General features: G+C 67.9%; 18 protein-coding genes and 1 tRNA gene. 10 read left to right on the forward strand and 9 right to left on the reverse strand.

The window, feature by feature from the left end; genetic code table 11:
- Positions 1-35 precede the first annotated feature (35 nt).
- The 7 genes from KHC28_RS16320 (at position 36) to KHC28_RS16350 (ending at position 5772) form a co-directional block, all read left to right on the forward strand.
- Positions 36-905: an alpha/beta fold hydrolase gene (locus KHC28_RS16320; protein WP_376772759.1), complete on the forward strand. Its 870-nt coding sequence runs from the start codon at positions 36-38 to the stop codon at positions 903-905.
- Between the two features lie 82 nt (positions 906-987).
- Positions 988-1722, forward strand: a complete 735-nt coding sequence (locus KHC28_RS16325; protein ID WP_214009415.1) for an isochorismatase family protein — start codon at positions 988-990, stop codon at positions 1720-1722.
- Between the two features lie 7 nt (positions 1723-1729).
- Entirely contained in the window at positions 1730-2185 is a 456-nt protein-coding gene (locus KHC28_RS16330) for a GlcG/HbpS family heme-binding protein (protein WP_214009416.1), read from the forward strand.
- A complete protein-coding gene (locus KHC28_RS16335; protein ID WP_214009417.1) occupies positions 2182-3237 on the forward strand; it encodes an NAD(P)-dependent alcohol dehydrogenase in 1056 nt (351 codons plus the stop codon). Before KHC28_RS16330 ends, KHC28_RS16335 begins: the two co-directional genes overlap by 4 nt.
- 39 nt (positions 3238-3276) lie before the next feature.
- Positions 3277-3945, forward strand: a complete 669-nt coding sequence (locus tag KHC28_RS16340) for a type 1 glutamine amidotransferase domain-containing protein (RefSeq protein ID WP_214009418.1) — start codon at positions 3277-3279, stop codon at positions 3943-3945.
- An 86-nt stretch (positions 3946-4031) separates the two neighbouring features.
- On the forward strand, positions 4032-4328 hold the full coding sequence (locus tag KHC28_RS16345; protein WP_214009419.1) for a putative quinol monooxygenase: 297 nt from the start codon (positions 4032-4034) through the stop codon (positions 4326-4328).
- A gap of 52 nt (positions 4329-4380) precedes the next feature.
- The gene (locus KHC28_RS16350) at positions 4381-5772 is read left to right on the forward strand and encodes an aldehyde dehydrogenase family protein (RefSeq protein ID WP_214009420.1); all 1392 of its coding nucleotides are present in this window, start codon (positions 4381-4383) and stop codon (positions 5770-5772) included.
- Between the two features lie 538 nt (positions 5773-6310).
- Here the strand turns inward: KHC28_RS16350 and KHC28_RS16355 are convergent.
- From KHC28_RS16355 to KHC28_RS16365, 3 genes are all read right to left on the reverse strand, one after another.
- Positions 6311-6402, reverse strand: a tRNA-Ser gene (locus tag KHC28_RS16355).
- A gap of 172 nt (positions 6403-6574) precedes the next feature.
- Entirely contained in the window at positions 6575-7282 is a 708-nt protein-coding gene (locus KHC28_RS16360) for a hypothetical protein (RefSeq protein WP_214009421.1), read from the reverse strand.
- 149 nt (positions 7283-7431) lie between these two features.
- Positions 7432-8142 carry a glutathione S-transferase family protein gene (locus tag KHC28_RS16365; protein WP_214009422.1) on the reverse strand — a complete coding sequence of 237 codons (711 nt, stop codon included), beginning with the start codon at positions 8140-8142 and terminating at the stop codon, positions 7432-7434.
- A gap of 330 nt (positions 8143-8472) precedes the next feature.
- On the opposite strand from KHC28_RS16365, the gene KHC28_RS16370 reads away from it, so the two are divergent.
- Positions 8473-8748, forward strand: a complete 276-nt coding sequence (locus KHC28_RS16370; protein WP_214009423.1) for a hypothetical protein — start codon at positions 8473-8475, stop codon at positions 8746-8748.
- Positions 8749-8823: 75 nt separating this feature from the next.
- Here KHC28_RS16370 and KHC28_RS16375 read toward each other — a convergent pair whose 3' ends face one another.
- The 6 genes from KHC28_RS16375 to KHC28_RS16400 all read right to left on the reverse strand — a co-directional run bounded on the left by KHC28_RS16375 (position 8824) and on the right by KHC28_RS16400 (position 16153).
- Entirely contained in the window at positions 8824-9327 is a 504-nt protein-coding gene (locus KHC28_RS16375) for a GNAT family N-acetyltransferase (RefSeq protein ID WP_214009424.1), read from the reverse strand.
- A 15-nt stretch (positions 9328-9342) separates the two neighbouring features.
- Positions 9343-10836, reverse strand: a complete 1494-nt coding sequence (gene gatB, locus KHC28_RS16380) for an Asp-tRNA(Asn)/Glu-tRNA(Gln) amidotransferase subunit GatB (protein WP_214009425.1) — start codon at positions 10834-10836, stop codon at positions 9343-9345.
- 107 nt (positions 10837-10943) lie between these two features.
- Entirely contained in the window at positions 10944-12002 is a 1059-nt protein-coding gene (locus tag KHC28_RS16385) for an ABC transporter ATP-binding protein (RefSeq protein ID WP_214009426.1), read from the reverse strand.
- Positions 11999-13543, reverse strand: coding sequence for an ABC transporter permease (locus KHC28_RS16390; RefSeq protein ID WP_214009939.1), 1545 nt, complete (start codon positions 13541-13543; stop codon positions 11999-12001). The genes KHC28_RS16385 and KHC28_RS16390 overlap by 4 nt, the downstream gene beginning before the upstream one ends.
- Positions 13544-13664: 121 nt before the next feature.
- Positions 13665-14687 carry an iron ABC transporter substrate-binding protein gene (locus tag KHC28_RS16395; protein WP_214009427.1) on the reverse strand — a complete coding sequence of 341 codons (1023 nt, stop codon included), beginning with the start codon at positions 14685-14687 and terminating at the stop codon, positions 13665-13667.
- 275 nt (positions 14688-14962) lie between these two features.
- Positions 14963-16153, reverse strand: a complete 1191-nt coding sequence (locus KHC28_RS16400; protein ID WP_214009428.1) for a M24 family metallopeptidase — start codon at positions 16151-16153, stop codon at positions 14963-14965.
- A gap of 117 nt (positions 16154-16270) precedes the next feature.
- Between KHC28_RS16400 and KHC28_RS16405 the strand changes: the two genes are divergently transcribed.
- Entirely contained in the window at positions 16271-16456 is a 186-nt protein-coding gene (locus tag KHC28_RS16405; RefSeq protein ID WP_214009429.1) for a hypothetical protein, read from the forward strand.
- Positions 16453-17841 carry an amidase gene (locus KHC28_RS16410; RefSeq protein WP_214009430.1) on the forward strand — a complete coding sequence of 463 codons (1389 nt, stop codon included), beginning with the start codon at positions 16453-16455 and terminating at the stop codon, positions 17839-17841. The genes KHC28_RS16405 and KHC28_RS16410 overlap by 4 nt, the downstream gene beginning before the upstream one ends.
- Positions 17842-17853: the final 12 nt, after the last annotated feature.

Raw genomic sequence — 17853 nt, forward strand, 5'->3', positions numbered from 1 at the left:
CGCAGCAGAGCCCGGTTTCGGTGGCCGGGTGGCCGATGCCCGTCGTGCACTATCGGTACGAAACGATCGACGGGGTGAAGGTCTTCTATCGCGAGGCCGGCCCCGCCGATGGTCCAGTGGTGCTTCTGTTGCACGGCTTTCCGACGTCGTCGCATATGTTCCGCAATCTGATCCCGCTGCTAGCCGACAAGTATCGCGTCATCGCGCCGGACTATCCCGGATACGGCCAGAGCGACGCCCCCGAACATACGCGCTTCGATTATTCCTTCGCTCATTTCGCCGAGATGATCGATACGCTCGTGCAGCGCCTGGGTGCGCAGCGCTATGCCCTGTACCTCATGGATTACGGCGCGCCGGTCGGCTATCGCCTCGCCCTCAGGCATCCCGAGCGCGTAAGTGCTCTGATCGTCCAGAACGGCAACGCCTATGAGGAGGGGCTTCGGGAGTTCTGGAACCCGATCAAGGCGTACTGGGCCGAGAACACGCCGGCGAAGCGCCAGGCGCTGTCAGGTCTGCTGACGCTGGAGACCACCAAGTTCCAATACACCGACGGCATGGGCGATGTCTCCCGCATCAGCCCGGACAACTGGGTGCACGACCAGGCGCTGCTCGACCGGCCGGGCAACAGCGAGATCCAGTTGGACCTGTTCTACGACTACCGCACCAACGTGCCGCTCTACCCGCAATTCCAGGAATTCTTCCGGCAGCGCAAGCCGCCGACGATCATCGTCTGGGGCAAGAACGACAAGATCTTCCCGGCCGAGGGCTCCCATCCCTATCTGCGCGACCTGCCGGACGCCGAATTCCATCTGCTCGACAGCGGCCATTTCGCGCTCGAGGACAGGCTGGCGGAAATGGCCCCGCTCATCCGCGACTTTCTAGACCGCAAGGCGGGATCGCCGTGACCCACGCGCCCTGCGAGTGCCGGCACCCGCAGGGCGAGGCACGCAGGAACGGCCCGCAGCGATCATTCCCGGAGCGACGTCGATGAAGCCGAATTACGCGCCCCATTCCGCCGCACTCTATGCGGATACGCCGACGCCAATGCTGCCGAAGACCGAGATGACGCTCGACCTGCGGCGCGCGGCGCTGGTGGTGATCGATCCGCAGGTCGACGTCATGAGCCCCAGTGGGCGGGCCTGGGGCGCGGTCGGCGAGAGCGTCACCGAAAACAATCTGGTGCCGAACCTCGTCGCGCTTTTCACCGCCGCCAAGAAGGCGGGAATAACCGTCGCGGTCTCGCCGCACTATTATTACTGCTGGGACCATGGCTGGCGCTGGCAGGCGCCGCTCGAGAAGTTCCAGCACGACACCGGTGCGTTCGATCGCAAGGGGCCCTACACCGTTGAGGGCTTCCGCGGCTCCGGCGCGGACTTCATGGAGGAATTCAAGCCCTTCATCGAGGACGGCAAGACCATCATCTGCTCGCCGCACAAACTCTACGGGCCGCAGGCGAACGACCTGAAGCTGCAACTCGGCAAGCAGGGCATTGGCCAGGTCATCCTCGCCGGGATGCTCGCCAATATGTGCGTCGAATCCCACATGCGCGACCTGCTCGAAGCGGGCTTCGAGGTTGCCGTCGTGCGTGATGCCGTGGCCGCGCCGAAGCTTCCCGATGGCGACGGCTACCTCGCCGCGCTCATCAATTTCCGCTTCATGGCCAACGGCATCTGGACCACGGACGAGACGGTCGAAAAGCTGCTCACGGATCGGCAGGGGTAGGCAGGGCATGCCGCGTTCCTTCACCACTCTGGTCCTGTCGGATGCGAAGCGGATGCTTGCCGCGGGCGAGGCCCGGGCGGCGAGCTTCGGCGTCGCCTACAACATCGCCGTGGTCGACGCCGGCGGCGCGCTCGTCGCTTTCACGCGACAGGACGGCGCGCTGATCGGCAGTATCGACCTCGCCATCGGTAAAGCCATGACGGCGCGTCTGTTCGACAAGCGCACCGTGGACCTGGCGCGGATGGCGCAGCCCGGTGCCCCACTCTTCGGCATCCAGCAGAGCAATGGCGGCAAGGTCGTCATCTTCGGCGGTGGCCTGCCGGTCCTGATCGACGGCGAGATCGTCGGCGCGGTCGGTGCCAGCGCGGGAACGGTCGAGCAGGACATCGCCGTGGCCGCGGCCGCGGCGGCGGCGGCGGAAATCACCAGACCTGACAACAGTGAGGAAGGACGAGGACCATGAAGGCTGCGCGCATTCTCGAATACAACAAGGCGCTGGTCCTTGAGGACGTTCCCACCCCCGACATCCAGGCGGACGAGGTGCTGGTCAAGGTCGCGGCCTGCGGCATGTGCCGGTCCGACGTGCTGCTGGTCGACGGGTTCTTCCAGAGCTATGCCGACATCCCGCCGCCGGTCATTCCGGGCCACGAGATCACCGGGACGATCGAGAAGATCGGCAGCGTCATCCCCAAGGCCGCCGGCCTGCAGGAAGGCGACCATGTGGTGGTCGCGCCGGGATGGGGCGATGGCGTCTGTCGCCATTGCCAGGTCGGCAACACACATATCTGCCCGAATGTGCGCTGGCCGGGCTTCGGCACCTATGGCGGCTTCGGCGAGTACATCCCGGTTCCCGCCCGCTACGTCATCAAGGTGGCGAAGCACCTGAAGTTCGAGGAACTGGCGCCGCTGACCGATGCCGGGCTGACGCCCTATCGCGCGCTCAAGAAGATTCGCGATGCCGGCGGGCTCGGGCCCGACCGCGTGGTCGGCGTGTTCGGGGTGGGCGGCCTCGGCGCCTATGCGGTGCAGTACGCCAAGCTGCTCGGTGCCGGCGCGACCGTCGTCGCCTTCGCCCGCAGCGAGGAAAAGCTCGCCATCGCCAAGAAATACGGCGCCGACCACACCATCGCGGTCAAGGGCAAGACCGCCGCCGATGTGGGCACGGAGCTGAAGGAGGCCACCGGGCAGAACAAGCTCGACGCGATCATCGACTGCGTCGGCGCGGTGGAGATGGTGCAGATGGGCTTCGCCCTGCTCGGGATCAGCGGCCACTACGCCGATGTCGGCTTCGTCGGCGACCGCATCGATGTCCCGCTGTTCCCGCGCGTATCGGGCGAACAGACGTTCCATGGTTCGTTCTGGGGCAACAACGCCGACCTCAGCGAAGTCATGGCGCTCGCCACCGAAGGCAAGATCCAGCACACGATCAAGACCATCGCCTTCGAGCAGATCAACGAATACCTCGACCTGCTGCGCGACAACAAGGTTGTCGGCCGGACCGTGGTGAAGTTCTGACGGCCTGAAAAGGCCCCGCGATATCCAAAGGAGAAAACCGTGACTCAGCATGTCCTGTTCATCGTCACCAACGCGTCCGTGATCGGCCCGCACAACCGCAAGACCGGCTTCTTCTTCGCCGAGGTCGCCCATCCTTTCGACGTGCTCGACAAGGCTGGCATCGCCATCGAGTTCGCCTCACCGGCCGGTGGATGGACGCCTTATGACGCCTATGACGAGACCGACCCCGCCCAGAAAGAATTCATCGAGAGCAAGGCGTTCCGCCGGCTGAACCACAGCCGCAAGCTGTCCGAGGTGGATGCCGCCGATTACGACGCCATCCTGGTGCCCGGAGGGCTCGGCCCGATGGTCGACATCGCGCGCAATGCCGATGTGCAGAAGGCCGTCGTGCGCGCCTGGAGCACCGGCAAGATCGTGACCGCCGTCTGCCACGGCCCGTGCTCGCTGCTCGGCGTGGACCTCGGCGACTGCACGCCCTTCGTGCGCGGCAAGAAGCTCACCGCCTTCTCGATGAAGGAAGAATACGACTACGCCCGCGACGACGTGCCCTACGAGCTCGAGGAAGCGCTCCGCGCGGAGGGCGCCGACTACTCGTCCACCGACAACTGGCAGCCCAAGGTCGTCGTCGATGGCCGCCTCATCACCGGCCAGAACCCCGCCTCGGCCGGCCCGCTGGCGAAGGAACTGCTCGCCGCGCTGAAGCGGTAAGCCAGACGCGAGCGGAACCCTTTTCGCAGGCGCGGCGCCCGCTCCCTCAAGGGCGCCGCGCCTGACCATCTCCTTGGAGGCTTCGCATGACGCACCCCGCCAAGATCACCGCCCTGCTGACCGCCCACCCCGGCAAGGCCGCTGAACTCCTGGCCCTGCTGGTCGGCCTCGCGCCGCAGTGCCGGGCCGAACCCGGCAATCTTCGCTGGGACGTCTGGCGCGACGCCTCGAACGAGGACCGCTTCGTGCTCGACGAACTCTACCGCGACGCCGCCGCGCTGGAGGCCCATCGCAGTTCGCCGCATTACGCGGCCTACCTCGCCAAGGTTCCCGAACTGGCCGAGCGGATGGCGGTGGTCTCGCAGCCGGTCGAGGTCCGCTAGCCCTCCGGGCGTTCCGACCCCTGCAGCTCATCTGCTTGATAAGGAGGACGGCATGATCGAGGTCGTGCAAGCTTTCGACCGCGCGCCCATCGCGGAACTGCCGACCGACGATGCGTCGGCGCTTGAAGCAAAGCTTTCGACCGCGCACGCCCGGTTTCAGGACCGGGCCGGCTGGCTGCAGCCGCATCAGCGGATGTCGGTGCTGCACAGGCTCGCCGGCCTCGTCGAACAGCAGCGCGAAGCTTTCGCAATGCGGATCTCCCGCGAAGGCGGCAAGCCCTATACGGACGCGCTGGTCGAGACCGACCGCGCCATTGACGGCATCCGCAACGCCGCCGACCTGCTGCGCGCGCGGGGCGGCGTCGAGATCCCCATGGGCCTGTCCACTGCCAGCGAGCACCGCCGCGCCTGGACCATCAAGGAGCCGATCGGCGTGGTGGCGGCGATCTCCGCCTTCAACCATCCGCTCAACCTCATCGTGCACCAGATCGCGCCCGCCATCGCCACCGGCTGCCCGGTCATCGTCAAGCCGGCCATGGCGACGCCGCTCTCGTGCCTTGAACTCGTCAGGCTGGTCCATGAGGCCGGCATGCCCGAGGGCTGGGTGCAGACGCTACTTCCCGAAAGCCGCGCGCTTTCCGAAGCCTTCGCGACCGATCCGCGCGTCGCCTTTCTGAGCTTCATCGGTTCGGCAAAGGTCGGCTGGCGCCTGCGGTCCATCCTGGCGCCCGGAACCCGCTGTGCGCTCGAGCATGGCGGCGTCGCGCCCGTCATCGTCGACCGCAGCGCCGATCTGGACGCGCTCATCGAGCCGATGACCAAGGGCGGCTATTATCATGCCGGCCAGGTGTGTGTTTCCGTCCAGCGCATCTATGTGCATGCCGCGCTCAAGCAAGATTTTATCGAGCGCTTTGCTGCGCGGTTGAAACAGTTGCGGGTCGGCGATCCGACACGCGCCGACACCGACGTTGGCCCGCTGATCAAGCCCGAGGAAGCGCAACGGGTAGAGAGCTGGATCGACGAGGCGGTCACCGCGGGTGCCCATCGGATCGGCGGCGGACGCCTCAGCGAGACGACACTCAGGCCGACGATTCTGGTCGATCCGCCACGTGACGCGAAAGTCTCGGCGCATGAGATCTTCGGGCCCGTCACCTGCGTGTATGGCTACAACGAAATCGACGAAGCCCTTGCGGCCGCTAATTACCTTCCTGTCGCCTTCCAGGCGAGCATCTTCACGCGCGAGCTTGAGATCGCTTTCGATGCCGCCGAGCGCTTGGACGCCTCTACAGTAATGGTCAACGATCACAGCGCGTTCCGCACCGATTGGATGCCGTTCGCCGGACGCCGCCAATCCGGCTACGGAGTCGGCGGCATTCCCTACACCGCCCACGAGATGACCTCGGAAAAGATGATCGTTTTCAAGCGGCACGAGCGCCTTGGATGAGCCGTGTCGTCTGGAGGGACCTCGCCTGGATTCGCTATCGACCAGTTGGGAATTGATTTGAGAAAGAAGTGTCAACTTCGAGGCGCACTTGGGGGGAGGCCAATATCCGCTTTCTGCGCTTCCGCAAATGTCCGCGAATAGCGCGCTACGGCGGTAGCCATTTGGGATGCGGATACACCGCATCCCAATATCCTCAGAGGGCGACGATGATTTTGCCGATCTGGCCTGCTGCTGGCTTCGTGGGCATCGAGATCAAGGTGTCCCACGTTAACGCCGTTTGACAGCCGAGAGCGTCTACCATTGCAGGCACTCGACATTCGGCTAGCTGAAGCATCGCCCAAGGTCGAGGAGCAGGAGAAACTGGTTTGATCTCGGGCCCATCGATGCGGAAAGAAGCCAATTTGCCTCTGGGACCAACCAACGCGCCGCGCTTCCCAACCTATCTCCGCTTATCCCACGTATAAAATGGGCCCCGAAGTGGGGCCGAGGTCTCGTTTCCGATAAAATATGATATATTTCAATCAATTATAAAAAGATTTGGCGGAGACGGAGGGATTCGAACCCTCGAGACCCTTGTAGGGGTCTGCTCATTTAGCAAACGAGTGCCTTCAGCCTCTCGGCCACGTCTCCTGTCGGCCGAGCCTGCCCACCTGAACGGCGAAGCACACCTTGCGACGGCGACCTGTCTAGGTATCGCGGCCGGTCTGGTCAAGGCCCAACCGCGTTATCAAGGGCCGTGTCCCGCGCTTCGCGTGAAAAAGCCCGGCGGATCGCCGCGGGCGACAGCATCGCTGCCGCCCGCCTATTGCAGCCCGACCAGCCGCTTCATCCGCAGCGCCATGCAGATCACCAGCGCGCAGCCGATCGGGAACACCAGTTCGTTCACCGCCGCGCCGATGAGCCGGGCGGTGGGAATCGTCGCGCCGGTCTGCGCCGCCCGCCACAGATTCAGCCCCGTCATCGCGGCGGCGGCCGCCAGCCCGACCACGGCGCCGAGCAGCAGATAGCTGCGGATGCCGGTGACCTCGCGCTGCGACAGATAGCCGAGCAGCGCGCCCAGCGCGGCATATTCGGCGCCCCTGATGGCGCAGACCAGATAGAAGAACCCGTCGATCCCCGCCGGGGTGAGACCCAGCGCCGCCTGCACGGTGCGCTGCGCGCCCTTGGCGAGGCCCCAGGCCACCGGGCCGGACAGCAGCCCCAGCACGCCCATCACCAGCGAGCGGTCGCGCCCGGCCACCGTGCCCACCGCAAGGCCGATGCAGACCAGGATGGCCCAGCTCACCCCCTGCGCGAAATCGGCCAGCACCGCCACGCCCGGCCAGCCGGCGCCGAAGCCGAGAGCGAGCACGATGGTCATGAGCTGCACGGCAATGCCGAGCAGCACCGCCATCCAGGCGACCCGCACGGCGCGCTGCACCGCCTCGGCGGCGATGGAGCCGGCGATTCCCTCGGCATAGTCGTCTGAGATCGCGGCTGGCCCGCCGCCGATCGGATCCATATCCGTCATCGCACGCCCGCCATCGCACACTCGTCAGCGCCCCGCCCCGGGTCACGCTGCGTCATGGCGCCGAATTTAGCGCATCCCGCCGGGAAACGGAACGAATCTCGCGAGGCGCGGGCGGCCCGCGCCGGCGACAGGTCGTGGCGAGAAAAGCCTCAGCGGGCGCGCTGGCCGAACAGCACCTTCTGCGCGTCCTTGTCCGTGGCGAGATCCACCTTGTTGCGGTCCTCGGCGTTGACCGACAGCCCGCGCTTCACCGCCGGGCGGGCCAGCATGCGCGCCAGCCAGGCCTTGAGGTTGGGGAATTCCTCGATGTTCTGCCCCTGCCGTTCCCACAGCTTCGACCAGCCGATGCAGGCCATGTCGGCGATGGAATAGTCGCCGGCGAGGAAATCGCGGTCGGCGAGACGGCGGTTCATCACCCCGTAGAGACGGTGCGTCTCGTTGGTGTAGCGGTCGATGGCGTAGGGGAGCTTTTCCGGCGCGTAGATACGGAAATGGTGCGTCTGGCCGGCCATCGGCCCCAGCCCGCCCATCTGCCAGAACAGCCACTGGTCGACCTCGACCCGCCCGCGCTCGTCGGCAGGGTAGAACAGGCCGGTCTTGCGGCCGAGATACTGCAGGATGGCCCCCGATTCGAACATCGAGATCGGCGCGCCGTCCGGTCCCTGCGGGTCGGTGATGGCCGGGATCTTGTTGTTGGGCGAGATGGCGAGGAACTCGGGCTTGAACTGCTCGCCCTTGGCGATGTTCACCGGGATGACCTCATAGGGCAACCCGCACTCTTCCAGCATGATGCTGATCTTCCAGCCGTTCGGGGTCGGCCAGTAATAGAGCTTGATCGGGTTCGTCTGAAGTTCGGCCATGGGCGCGCGGCCCTCCACAGTCCCGCCCCCTTTTGGGCGTTTCGCCAACAGAACTAGGGCCGCGCGCGACGGCTGGCAAGCGGGCGCGCGGCGGCGGGGCCGCCCGGTCGCGAAGGCCGGCGCTTTCGGCGTTTGATTGCGCAACCGCCGGTCGTCGATCGACGCATCTGCCGCTACGGCACGAATTGGGATGCCTCGACGTAAGTATTCGCTGATTACATTCATGTAATGACACGAATTCTTCCATGGGCGGTCGAAGTTGCGACATGGGCGGGGAGTTATCCTGTCTGCCGTTCGCCGCTCCCGGCGGACGCCATGGAGGATCAGCCCATGATGACATCCAGACTCTTTACCGGAATCGCCACAGCCGCCTTCGTCGTCACCTCCGCCGCGGCATTCGCCGCCAGCCCGGCGCCGACGGCTCCCACGGCCAGTCCGGCCGCCGCCGCGACCGACGCCGCCCAGCCGGTGGCGAAACCCGCCAAGCTGGCGCAGCAGACCAAGCTGAAGAATTGCGAGAAGCAGTGGAGCGCCGGCGAGAAGGGCGGCAAGCTCAACGACATGACGCGCAAGGCGTTCCTGTCGAGCTGCGTCAAGGGCGCTTGACGCCCCTTGCACCGACACAGCGGCGGGAACGATGCGCCCCTTCCGGGCGGCGTTTCCGCCGTCGGCCGCGAAGGCTCACAGCTCCAGCTTGAAGCCGTCGAGCCGTTTCTCGAAGCCGGCGCGCTCGTAGAAGCGATGCGCATCGGCCCGCTTCTTGTGCGACACCAGCTGCAGCGAGACGGCGCCGCGCCGGCGCGCCTCGTCCTTGGCGAACATCATCATCGCCGAGCCGATGCCGAGTCCGCGCGCCTCGGGATGCACCTGCACCGCCTCGGCGATGGCGATGAGCGTGCCGTGGCGGGTCAGCGCCCGCATCAGCATCAGCTGGAAGGTGCCGAGCACACGCCCCTGCGCCCGCGCGACATAGAGCGTGGCGCGCGGATCGGCGGCGATGGCCTCGAAGGCCCGCTCATAGTCGGGAAAGTCCGCCGGGTCGGCGCTGTCGCGGGCGCCGAACATCGTCTCGCGCGAGAGGATGTCGACGATGGCCGGCAGGTCCTCCCGCCGCGCCTCCTCGATGATCACCGCGCCGTCGGCCTCGCCGCCGACGCCGCTGTCCGCATGCCCGCTCGTGCTCATCGCCGCCCGCCGCGCTCAGATGCCGAGCTTGCCCTTGAGCAGGTCGTTCACCGCCTGCGGATTGGCCTTGCCGCCGGTCTGCTTCATCACCTGGCCGACGAACCAGCCGAGCATGGTCGGCTTGGCGATCACCTGCGCGACCTTGTCGGGGTTGGCGGCGATGATGGCGTCGACCGCGGCCTCGATGGCACCGGTGTCGGTCACCTGCTTCATGCCGCGCGCCTCGACGATGGCACGCGGATCGCCGTCCTTCTCCTCGCCGATGATGATCACCAGCACATCCTTGGCGATCTTGCCGGAGATGGTCTGGTCGGCGATCAGGTCGACGAGGCCGGCGATCTGCGCCGGGGTGATGTGGGTCTCGGACACCGAAAGCCCGGCCGAGTTGGCGAAGGCCGAGACGTCGCCCATGATCCAGTTGGCCACCGCCTTGGCGTCGCGCTTGGCGCCGCCATGGGCGACGGCCGCCTCGTAATAGTCGGCGGTCGCCTTCTCGGCCACCAGCACGTCGGCGTCATAGGCGGACAGCCCGTAATCGGCGACGAAGCGCGCCTTCTTCTCGTCCGGCAGCTCCGGCAGGTGCGCCGCGAGGTCGTCGACGAAGCCCTGGGAGAACTCCAGCGGCAAGAGGTCCGGGTCGGGGAAGTAGCGGTAGTCGTGCGCCTCTTCCTTGGAACGCATGGAACGGGTCTCGCCCTTATTGGGGTCGAACAGCCGCGTCTCCTGGTCGATGGTACCGCCATCCTCGATGATGCCGATCTGCCGGCGCGCCTCGACCTCGACCGCCTGGCCGATGAAGCGGATCGAGTTGACGTTCTTGATCTCGCAGCGCGTGCCGAAATCCTCGCCCGGCTTGCGCACGGAGACGTTGACGTCGGCGCGCAGGTTTCCCTTCTCCATGTCGCCATCGCAGGTGCCGAGATAGCGCAGGATGGTGCGCAGCTTGGTCACATAGGCCTTGGCTTCCTCGGAAGAGCGCAGGTCCGGCTTGGAGACGATCTCCATCAGCGCCACGCCCGAGCGGTTGAGGTCGACCAGCGACTGGGTGGGCGACAGGTCGTGGATCGACTTGCCGGCGTCCTGCTCCAGATGCAGGCGCTCGATGCCGACCTCGATCTGACCGTCCGCCGTGTCGACCAGCACCACGCCCTCGCCGACGATCGGGCTCTTGTACTGGCTGATCTGGTAGCCCTGCGGCAGGTCCGGGTAGAAATAGTTCTTGCGGTCGAACACCGACTTGCAGTGGATCTCGGCCTTCAGCCCCAGCCCGGTTCGCACCGCCTGCTTGACGCATTCCTCGTTGATCACCGGCAGCATGCCGGGCATCGCCGCATCGACCAGCGAGACATGCGAGTTGGGCTCGCCGCCGAATTCGGTCGAGGCGCCGGAGAACAGCTTGGAATTGGAGGTCACCTGCGCATGGATCTCCATGCCGATGACGACTTCCCAGTCGCCGGTCGCGCCCTTGATCAGCTTCTTCGGGTCGGCAGGGCGGCTATGCATGTTCATGGTGGCCTCGTCGGGACGGCGGGTGTCGGGAGCCTGACTACTCCCATGAGGGTGGCGATGGCAACCGGAACGGCCGGCCCGGAGAGAGCGGAGCCGGCCGGGGCGATCTACGGAGCCGGCGGCCGATCCGCGCCGTCCGCGTCGAGCACATGCGCGGCGCCGTCAATGTCCAGCCGGACGCGGTCGCCGAGGGCCGGCGGGGCGAGGCTGGAGGTGCGGATGGCGACCGGCGGCAGCGAGGTGCCCTCCAGCGCCACCGTCACCGTGCAGACCGCGCCGCCGAACTCGATGTCGACCACCCGGCCGGTGCCGTCCTCATCCGCCGGGACGATGCGGATCTGCTCCGGCCGCAGCATGATCTCGACGCGCCCCTGCCGCTCGGCGCGGATCGGCACCGCTCCCAGCGCGCAGTCGGCATGGCCGTCGCGGGCGTGCGCCGGCAGCAGCACGGCGTCGCCGAGGAACAGCGCGGTCTCGCGATCGCGCGGCTGCAGATAGAGCGTGCGCGGCGCGCCCGTCTGCACGAGGCGCCCGCCGCGCAGCACCGCCACCTGGTCGGCGAAGGACAGCGCCTCGGTCTGGTCGTGGGTGACGAGGATGGCGGTGATGCCGGCCGCCTGCAGCACCCGCGCCACCGCCTTGCGCATGTTCTCGCGCAGGCCGGTGTCGAGCGCGGAGAACGGCTCGTCGAGCAGGATCAGCCGCGGCTTGCGACCGAGAGCGCGGGCGAGCGCGACGCGCTGCTGCTGGCCGCCCGACAGCTGGTGTGGCCGGCGCTCCAGCATGGCGCGGTCGAGTTCCACCATGTCGATCAGGCCGGCGATCTGCGTCTCGCGGTCCGGCGTGCCGCGCGGTATGCCGAAGCCGATATTCTCGGCGACGCTGAGATGCGGGAACAGCGCGCCGTCCTGCGCGACGATGCCGATGCCGCGCCGGTGCGCCGGTACATGCGCCGGGCCGTCGGCCATTATCGTGCCGTCGAGCTCGATGCGGCCGGCGTCCGGCGCCTCGAAGCCGGCGACGAGACGCAGCAGCGTGGTCTTGCCGGAGCCGGACGGGCCGACCACCGCCGTGCGCCGGCCGGCCTCGACGCGCAGCGACACGTCGTCGAGCGCGGTGGTGTGGCCGTAGCTCTTGCCGAGGCCGTCTATGGTGAGCAGGGTCATTGGCCGGCCACCCGCGTCGATTGGGCATGAAGGAGCAGGGTGAGCGGCAGCGACAGCGCCACCATCATCACCGCATAGGGCGCGGCGGCGACATAGTCGATCTCGCTGGTGAGCGACCAGAAGCGGGTCGACAGCGTCTCGACGCCGTTCGGCGCCAGCATCAGCGTGGCGGTCAGCTCATTGGTGATGCCGAGCGCCACGAGGGCGAGACTCGCGGCGACGCCGGGCGCGGCGAGCCGCAGCGTCACCTGCCGCACCGCCTGCGCCGGGGTACGGCCGAGCGCCTGGGCGGCGCGCTCCAGCTCCACCGGCGCCTGGGCGATGCTGGCGTGCAGCCCGACCATGGCGCGCGGCAGGAACAGCAGCACATAGGCGGCGAGCAGCGTCGCATAGGTCTGGTAGAGCGGCAGGAAATACCGGACGGTGAGGCTGACCAGCGCCAGCGCCACCACCACGCCGGGCAGCGAGCCGACATAATAGTGGCAGGCTTCCAGCACCCGCTGGACCCGGCCCGGCGCGCGCACCGACAGCCAGGCCATCGGCGCGGCGGCCAGCGTGGCGAGCGCGCCGCCGGCGAGCGCCAGCGCCATGGTCTGTGCGAAGGTGACCAGCACCTCGGCCGGCCAGATCGCGATGCCGCCGAGTACGATCCAGCGGGCCAGCGTCCATAGCGGCACGCCGAGGGTGAGCAACGCTAGCGCCGCCGGCAGGATGAGCGCCGGCAGCCGCCAGCGCCCGAGCGCCCGCCGTGTTGCCGGCCGCGCCGCGCCGGCGCCGACCCGGGCGTAGCGCTCGCCGCCGCGCAGCAGCGCTTCCAGCGCGATGAGAAGCAGGCAGCAGACGATCAGCACCCCGCCCAGCATGTTGGCGGCCGGGCTGTTATAGGCGGACTGGAACTGGTCGACGATCGCGGTGGCGAAGGTGTCGAACCGGATCATCACATAGAGCCCGTATTCCGACAGCAGATGCAGGCCGATCAGCAGCGAGCCGCCGCAGATGGCGATGCGCAGCTGCGGCAGGATGGCGCGGAAGAACACCCGCCACGGGCCGAGCCCAAGCGAGGCGGCGGCGTCCTCGATCGCCGGGTCGAGCCGGCGCAGCGTCGCCGCCACCGGAAGATAGAGGAACGGGAAATAGGCGATCACCGAGACGAAGGTGGCGCTCCACAGGCCGTGCATGCCGGGGGCGAGGCTGATCCAGGCATAGGAGTGCACGAAGGCCGGCACCGCCAGCGGGGCGACCGCCAGCCACGACCACAGCCGTGCGAAAGGCAGGTCGGTGCGCTCGATCAGCCAGGCGAGCGCCACCGCCACCACGATGGAGATCGGCACGCTGGTGGCCTCCAGCAGCGCGGTGTTGACCAGCAGCTCGCCGACGCGCGGGCGGAACACCAGCTCGCGCACCGTGTCCCAGCCGACCTCCCAGGTGGTGGCAACGACGAAGCCGAGCGGCACCAGGCTCGCCAGCGCCACCAGCGCCGCCGCCAGATGTACCAGCGGATGGCGGGCGAGGAGGGCGGGCAGGCGCGGCGCGCGCAGCATCGCTCCCGTCGCGGCGAGGCCGTCGACCGGGGGAAGCGAGGCGAAGGAGCCGTCGTCGTGCCGCACGCTGGTGCCTATCCCGTGAGGAGGGCCGCCGCCCCGGCGAGGGGCGGCCGCCGGCTCAGATCAATCCGGCGGCGGTCATCATCTCGGTCACCTTCCGGCTGTTGAGCCGCGAGGGATCGATCGTGGGCGCCTGCAGATCGGACAGCGGGACCAGCTTGGGATTGGAGGCGGCATCCTTGCCGACGGCATATTCGTAGGAGGTGCCGTTCTTGAGGATGTCCTGCCCGGCCTTGCCGGTGATGAAGGCGAGCAGCGCCTGCGCTTCCTTCGGGTGCTGGCTCGACTTCAGCACGCCCCCGCCGGAGAGGCTGACGAAGGCGCCGGGATCCTGGTGGCGGAAATAGTGCAGGGCGACGTTGTTGCTGTTCTCGCCGGTCTTCGCCTGATCGCCGAACCAGTAATAGTGATAGATGATGGCGCCCTCGATCTCGCCGACATTCACCGCCTTCATGGCGATGCTGTTGCCCTTGTAGGGCAGGGCGTTCGCCTTGAGCGCCTTCAGCCAGGCGAGGGTCGCTTCCTCGCCCTTCATGTCCAGCATGGCGCTGACGATGGCCTGGAAATCCGCCCCGGCCGGCGCGGCGCCCCAGCGGCCCTTCCAGGCTGGATCGGCCAGATCCATGATCGATTTGGGCAGCTTGTCCTCGCTCAGCTTGGTCTTGTCATAGGCGAAGACGGTGGCGCGGGCGGCGATGCCGATCCAGCGCCCGTCGGAGGGACGGAACGCTGCCGGCACCTGATCGAGCGTCGCCTTGTCGACCGGCGCGAACAGGCCGGCGCTATCCGCCAGCGTCATGGCGGGCGAGTTCTCGGTGAGGAACACGTCGGCGGGGGAGGCGGCTCCTTCGGCGATCAGCTGGTTGGCGAGCTGCATGTCGCCGCCCTGGCGCATGGTGACCGGGATGCCGGTCGCCTTGGTGAAGGCGTCGGTCCATTCGCGCCCGAGGCTCTCATGCTGGGCATTGTAGACGACGATGCCCTCGGAGGCGCCGCCGGTCTGGGCCGCCGCCGGGGCGGAGAGTCCGAGCAGCAGGGCGAACGCGGCAAGGCCAGCCAGTCGATGAACGGACATTTTCATGCAACCTCCAGAACACGGGCGACGATGCCGTCCGTTGAAGGGAGCTATAGAATTCCGACAGCAGCCTTTCAACGTGCCTGTGTAGTCAAGTCGCGGGGAAAACGAATATGTGACTCTTATTGGAATGCTTCTAAAGAAATGGAAGTTCTATACCGGGATATGCTTCAATATCCGTCATCAATATTTACGTTACGTCATCTTCGGTGGGCGTAGACAGGCGCGAGGCGCCCGTTCGGTTGCCGCCCCGCGCCATGAGGAGCGGGGCGGGGAGGGGTTCACCAGGCGGCGGTGCGGACTGGGGTGAGGTTCTCGAAGCCGTCCGGCGTCACCACGATCATGTCCTCGATGCAGATCGCGCCGATATCGGGGGGGATGATCATCGGCTCGACATAGAAGCACATGCCGGCCTCGAGGATGGTCGGCTCGGAGGCGGCGAAGGTCGGCGTCTCCACCAGATCGAGACCGTAGCCGTGGCAGATCGACCAGTCCCACGGCGCGAAGCCGGCGCCGGCGATCAGCTCGCGCATCGCGGCGACGATGTCGCGGTCGGCGACGCCGGGGCGGATCATCGCCTTGCCGGCGTCGAGCGCGCGCCGGCAGGTCTCGACCATGGCGGCGACCTCGGCCGCCGGCTGGCCGGCGACCACGTTGCGCGACATGTCGGACTGGTAGCCGCCCAGCTTGCAGCCGAGGTCGATGACGACGAGCTGGTCGGGCAGGATCCTGCGGTCCGGCCGCGGCGGCATGTTCTTCAGCGCGCCGCGCTTGCCGGAGCCGACGAAGCAGCCGAACGTCATCTGTTCGGCGCCGGCGGCCATGCAGCCGCGATGCGCCGCCGCCGCCACCTCCGATTCGGTGGCGCCCGGGACCGCCGCCGCCATGGCGGCCTCCATGCCAGCGGCGGTAATGGCGCCGAGCCGGCGCAACAGCGCGATCTCCGCCGGCGACTTGATGACCCGCTGCGCCTTCATCAGCCCGCCATCGTCGACGAGGCGATGGCCCTCCAGCGCCGCGTCGAGGCCGACGCGCAGTGCGTAGGGCAGGCGGTCGAAGCCGGCGACGCCGATGTGCCGGCCCGGCGGCCAGCCCGCCGTGAGGCCGGCGACGGCGGCGATCACCTCGGCATAGTCCAGCCCGACGGCGCGCACGTCGCGCAGCCAGGTGGTCTGGATGTTCGAATGCATCGGCTCGCCATGCGCCACCGCGCTGGTGACGAGCACCGGGTCGCCCTCGCGCCCGACCAGCACCAGCGAGCCGCCGATCCAGGTGGGCGGCATGTAGAAGCCGCTGAGATAGCGGACATTGCTGCCGTTCGCGCCCTCCTCCCAGACCAGCAGCGCGTCGAGATCCAGCGCCTCAAGGCGCGTCTGCACCGAGCGGATGCGGGAGCGGAATTCGCTCTCGTCGAAATCAAGTTCAAGGACCGCGCTGCGCTCCTCCCAGCCATATGGATTCCTTGATTTCATTTTATGTATTCCTTGTATTGTTGAATTTTATCGTATTTATACTTATAACTACTTGATATTGTCTCGATGTTCATTGTAATGAGGGTGACATCGAGAGGCTGAATGGGAGTGCCGAGCATGGATGACGACAAGGAGGTCGCCCCCGGACCGCAGGCGGGTCCGATCCCGCATGGCCGGGCGAGGGCGGTGGAAGCCGTGGTGAGCGCGACGCGGGCGCGGCTGGCCGCCGGATTGCCGCGTCCCGCCTTCGGCAGCGAGCCGGCCGATTTCCTCGCGGTGCTGCGGCAGGGAGAGCGGCGATGACCGGGGGCGTCTCGCCGCGCTGGCTGCCGGTACGGGTGGTCGCCACACGGATCGCGGAAGGGTCGGTGCGGGCCACCGCTTTGGTCGAGGAGTTCACCGACGCCGAGCGTCGGCTGCGCCATCTCAACGCCTTCGTGCGCCATGATGGCGAGGAGGCCGGCGCGGCGGTGGAGGCTGCGCCCGAAGGCCCACTCGGCGGTGTGGCGCTGGCGCACAAGGACATGTTCCACCGCGACGGTCGCGTCACCACCTGCGGCTCGCGCCTGTTCGCCGACGTCGTGGCGGAGGGAACCGCCACCGTGCTGCAACGGCTCGACGTGGCGGGCGCGCTCGATCTCGGCACGCTGCACATGGCGGAGTTCGCCCATAACAGTACCGGCCACAACGCCTTTCTCGGCCCGGCGCGCAATCCGTGGAATCCGGCGCACATCACCGGCGGCTCGTCCTCCGGGCCGGGCGTGGCGGTCGCGGCGGGGCTGGCGCATGGCGCGCTCGGTTCGGATACCGGCGGCTCGATCCGGCTGCCGGCGCATTTCTGCGGCGTGACCGGGCTGAAGCCGACCAGCGGGCTGGTCTCCCGCGCGGGTGCCATGCCGCTGTCCTTCAGCCTCGACACCATCGGCCCGATGGCGCGCTCCGCCGAGGACGTCGCCGCGCTGCTCGCGCCGCTGGTGGGCGCCGATCGGCGCGACCCGACCGCCGAGCCGGCGCCGGGCGCCGATTATGTCACAGCCTGCGCCGCGCCCGTCGGCGGGCTGCGGGTGGGGCTGCCGACGGCCTTCTACACCGACGGCCTGTCGCCCGATGTCGCTGGTGCGCTGGAGGCCTGCGTGCGGGTGCTGGAGCGGCTCGGCGTCGAGTTGCGGCCGGTCGAGCTGCCGGACCAGGACGGGCTGAGCGCCGCGCAACTGGTGCTGGTCGCCAGCGAGGCGGCGAGCCAGCATCGCGAGCGCCTGTTCACCGACGCGCCCTATGATCCGCAGATCCGCAACCGCCTGCTGAACGGCCTCGGCTATTCGGCGCAGGACTATCTCCAGGCGCTGCGCGGACGCGGGGCGGCGCTCGCCGCCCATCTCGCCGCCATCGACGGTCTCGACGCGGTGCTGACGCCGGTCGCGCCCTTCGACGCGCCGACGCTGGCGGAGACCGATATCGGCGGCGGCCCCGATGCCGAGGCGCTGATCCAGTCGATCAGCCGCTTCATGCGGCCGGCCAATTATCTCGGCGTGCCGGCGCTGGCCTTCCCGGCCGGCTTTTCCCGGCGCGGCCTGCCGGTCGGGCTGCAACTGGTGGGGCGTCCCTTCGGCGAGCCGGCGCTGCTGGCGCTGGTGGCGGCCTATCAGCGGCAGACCGAGCATCACCGCCAGATGCCGCCGGGCGTCTGAGGCCCCCGTGAG

This window comes from Ancylobacter sonchi (assembly GCF_018390695.1).
In the GTDB taxonomy this organism is placed as follows: Bacteria; Pseudomonadota; Alphaproteobacteria; order Rhizobiales; family Xanthobacteraceae; genus Ancylobacter; species Ancylobacter sonchi.